The sequence below is a fragment of the Parafrankia soli genome, from assembly GCF_001854695.1.
Taxonomy (GTDB): domain Bacteria; phylum Actinomycetota; class Actinomycetes; order Frankiales; family Frankiaceae; genus Parafrankia; species Parafrankia soli.
Genome location: NZ_MAXA01000090.1, coordinates 1 through 3,782 on the forward strand (window position 1 = coordinate 1; position 3,782 = coordinate 3,782).

At 64.3% G+C, this 3,782-nt stretch carries 3 protein-coding genes; 2 read left to right on the top strand and 1 reads right to left on the bottom strand.

The features are described from left to right. Both BBK14_RS09120 and BBK14_RS37735 read left to right on the top strand, forming a co-directional pair. The coding region (locus BBK14_RS09120; protein WP_157904231.1) for a Tn3 family transposase at positions 1 to 607 on the top strand (607 nt) is incomplete at its 5' end. A gap of 31 nt (positions 608 to 638) precedes the next feature. Further along, on the top strand, positions 639 to 1,427 hold the full coding sequence (locus BBK14_RS37735; RefSeq protein ID WP_131802199.1) for a hypothetical protein: 789 nt from the start codon (positions 639 to 641) through the stop codon (positions 1,425 to 1,427). 1,761 nt (positions 1,428 to 3,188) lie between these two features. Here the strand turns inward: BBK14_RS37735 and BBK14_RS37740 are convergent. After that, positions 3,189 to 3,782: hypothetical protein (locus BBK14_RS37740; protein WP_206744660.1), on the bottom strand; the 594-nt coding region annotated here is incomplete at its 5' end.

Here is a 3,782-nt window from a genome sequence, read left to right on the forward strand (position 1 = left end):
GGTCGGTGAGGACGACACCTGGCCCCAGCTCGCACCGGTCCTGTCGAGCAAGACGATCGACTGGGATCTGATCGCCCAGCAGTACGACCAGATGGTCAAATACGCCACCGCCCTGCGTCTGGGTACCGCCGAGGCCGAGCAGGTGCTGCGCCGGTTCACTCGCGGCGGCCCGAAGCACCCCACCTTTCAAGCGTTGGAGGAACTCGGCCGCGTCATCCGCACGATCTTCATCTGTGACTACCTGTCGTCCCCGGCGCTGCGGACCGAGATCCACGAGGGGCTGCAGGTCGTGGAGAACTGGAACTCGGCCAACACCGAGTTCTGCTACGGCAAAGACGGTCAGCTCACCGGCGCGGACCGGGAATCGGTGGAGATCTCCGCGCTCGCCCTGCACCTGCTCCAAGCCGCCGTCGCCTACATCAACACGGTCCTCGTCCAACGCGTCCTCGCCGACCCCGCCTGGGCGGCCCGGCTCACCGACGCCGACYGGCGAGGCCTGTCCGCCCTGTTCTGGACCCACATCAACCTCTACGGACGGTTCCACCTCGACATGACCAGCCACCTTGACGCACTGGCACCGCTGCCCGAGCCGATGGTGCCGTCATGATCGGGGGGCCCGAGCCGCCGGGTTCGCTGTGGTGACCGCCATGCTGTGCGGCGAGCAAGAGTCCCCCGGCGAGCTCGGCGACGGCTACCGTGCAGCCTGCGCCGCGCTCGACTTGCAGGCCAGGCCCGGCGGGTACGCGTTGCTACTCGGCCAGGACGCTGAGGGGGCAGTTGGATTCATCTCGACCGCGGTCGACGACGTCGCCACGGCGCTGTCGATCTGGCAGATAGGGAACGAGACAGGTGTCGGCGTCGCCTCCGACATCGTAGTGGCGACGTCCCAGTTGGCTCGTTGCCTGTGCTCTCGGCGTCGTGGGCCACCACTCCGAGCCCCACGGCCGGACCAGTTCCCGACCGAAACTGTCAGCCCCTACTACCGTTCCCGGCAGCTAACGGACCGGGCTTCACCGGTAAGCGACGACGAACTTTTAAAACAACCAGATCAGCCGCTCGCACGAAAAACCCTAGTTAACTGGCGGAATCGACTAAAGCTGCCACCGAGCCGAGGAGAAGAGTTGCACATCGATATCGTTCGACGGGTGGTCTCGGTTATTCAGACTTTGCAGACGGGTCCGCAGTCTGCCGATCTGCTCGCGGTGCAGCGACACGTGTATCAGGCGCTGGTGGCGCATTGCGCGACACAGCCCGGCAGTGATCCGCTGACCGATGCATACCGTACCTACGTGACGCTGACCGCACGCCGGCTGGACGGTGAGGGCGCGGTAGATGACCGCACCTACCTTCATGCTGCGGCGGCTTTGGTAGCCGAGGTGCAGTTGACGACGCTGCACGAGACGCGTGCGGGGGTCTCGCATGACTGATGCCACGGATCCGTTCCAGACATACATCGATAGTGTCTCCCTACGCAACGATGCAGCGTCGGTAATTCTTTACCGCATAGGCCTCCCCGATGTGACTCGCGCCGCCGAGAACTGGGAACGCCTACAGACCGAGATCGCCAGCAATAAGTCGGTCGCGGAGGTCTGGMGTGCACAGCCGGCAGCCGATACGCAGACTTGGGTGAACAACCAACTTAACGGCATTCATTACGAAAACGAGGCAGCGCGCCTGGCCGCCGCGCCGTCTCCGCCACCCACATCGGTACTCGGCGGCCTCAACCTCGGAGTGAGCATAGTCGGAGCGGTCGAGGCTGGATACCAGATAGGGCATGGGACGGCCGCTGCCGTAACGGGCAACGATGAGGAGATACTGAGCGGCGGAGCGGAGGCCGTCATGGGCGCCGTCTCCGCCTATTCCAACGGGTTCTCAGTCGCCCAGGCGTTGGGCGTCACTGCAGCGGGTAGCGCGGCAACGGCAGCTGCCTTAGTGGCGGGTGCGGCGGCATTTGGGTACACCACGGGTTCCCTCCTTAATACCGTTACGCAGGGAAGTCTCGCATCTCCGCTCGGCACCCATTTGCCTAACTCCTTGGCGGATCAGATCGGCGATCTGATCTTCTCCTGGACGCATGAGCCTTATGAGGCCGCGCCGCGTGGGTATCATCCGACGGCCGATCAACCTGTCACTGTCGATGACCATGCCCACCAGGCGGTTACGGCTGGGTCCGCGACGAGCTCGGACAGCGGCGCCGGTGGTTACAGCGCTGCTGGGGGGCCGTTCTCCTCAGCGGACGGCCGACTCGCTCCGAACGACCACGGGCAGCCTGCCCCGCCTGTGGCAGGAAGCGGGTTCGGCGCAACCTCCACCAGCTCTGATAGCGGCTATCCGTCTGAGAATGGTGGCTTCCATGGGGCCGCACAGTTCACCGGGGCGGACCATACGAACACTACTTCTGATACGAACACCAAACATGAAGGTGAAGCGCCTGGAGGGAAATTCACGCCGACGGAAGTAACACCTGACGGCGGTGTGGTGCTGCCGGGYGTGGCTGGGCCGGCCGGTGTCCCGATTCCGAATTTCGTACCCCATCACGATCTCGCCGTAGCCAACGTAGGCAAGGTTACCCCCGCTGATTCCGTGGCGCAGACTCCAGGAGAGGGGACCGCCGGGCCGGCGCGTCCAAGTCTTCCGGCAGGCCACGATTTCGGTGGACCAGCCAAGTTCGACAGTACCGGCTTGGGGGCGGACGGGTCAGCGACGAGTCCGGACGGTCCCCCCGGTGGCTATAGCGCTGCCAGCGGGCCGTTCTACTCAGCGGATGGCTCGCAGTTTGCTCCCAACGACCCGAGTTCTTCGGTGTCGCCGGGGTCGGGTAGCGGGTTCGGTGCGACCTCCACCAGTTCCGATAGCGGCTATCCGTCTGAGGATGGCGGAACGCATGGGATCGTGCAGTTCACCGGCGCGGACTACATGGTCCAGCAGCCCGACGGGACCTGGACCACCGGGCACGTCGGCGGTGCGGGTTTTGTAGCCCAACATTCTGGAGGCTGGACCGCGGGACCGGCTGATCCAAGCACGGGGTCGGGCGGCGGGTTCGGTCACGCCAGCTTCGACGGAGGCGCCTACGGCCCCGCCGACGGAGGTKTCTCAGCTCCTGATGCTTTCCCGTCGGGTGACGCCGCGGTTGGCGGTGTCGCGTTTGACGCTGCAGCTGCTCCTCCGCCGGGGCTCTGAAATGATGATCATGTCCATGGGCCTCTGATGACGATGCGCTCCGGCGGGACTCGGGATTCGAGATATCCGCCGATCCATTTGACCTCGTCGGGACTACCGAAACCGGCGATTTCTACACGCTCGACGGTGGTTGCGGAGGGGTTGTAGTGGATGCGCAGCGAGGCCGTGTTGGTGAAATAGTCGGCAAAGCTCCGCACGTAGGTCGGCGCTTCGGTTATCTGGTAGTACCAGACGAACTGGATCGAACGCCGGACGAATCCGGACTTTATCTCGACCCCGTACTCGTAGAAGTCCGCGCCGTTGGTGCGGGACTTTACCAGGATGGTGACAGGTGAAACAAGAAAGCATATCCATGCTATGGCCGCCAGCAATAGGGCCGGAGCGCCCAGAATAACACCACCGAGCAGTCGACTTACGAGTCCGGCGACCACAGTCAGTACGGCGGCGATCAAGAATGCCTTCACGGCGAATGGTATGAGGTGGCGAGGTTGAAGGTTGACGTTTCTGACAGGCTGGCCGCGGTCCGCGACACGATGGGCGTCGATCCTGGTACGCAGCGGGGGTGGCCCGGGTGTGATGGCCGGTCCGGTGCGCGGGTTGAT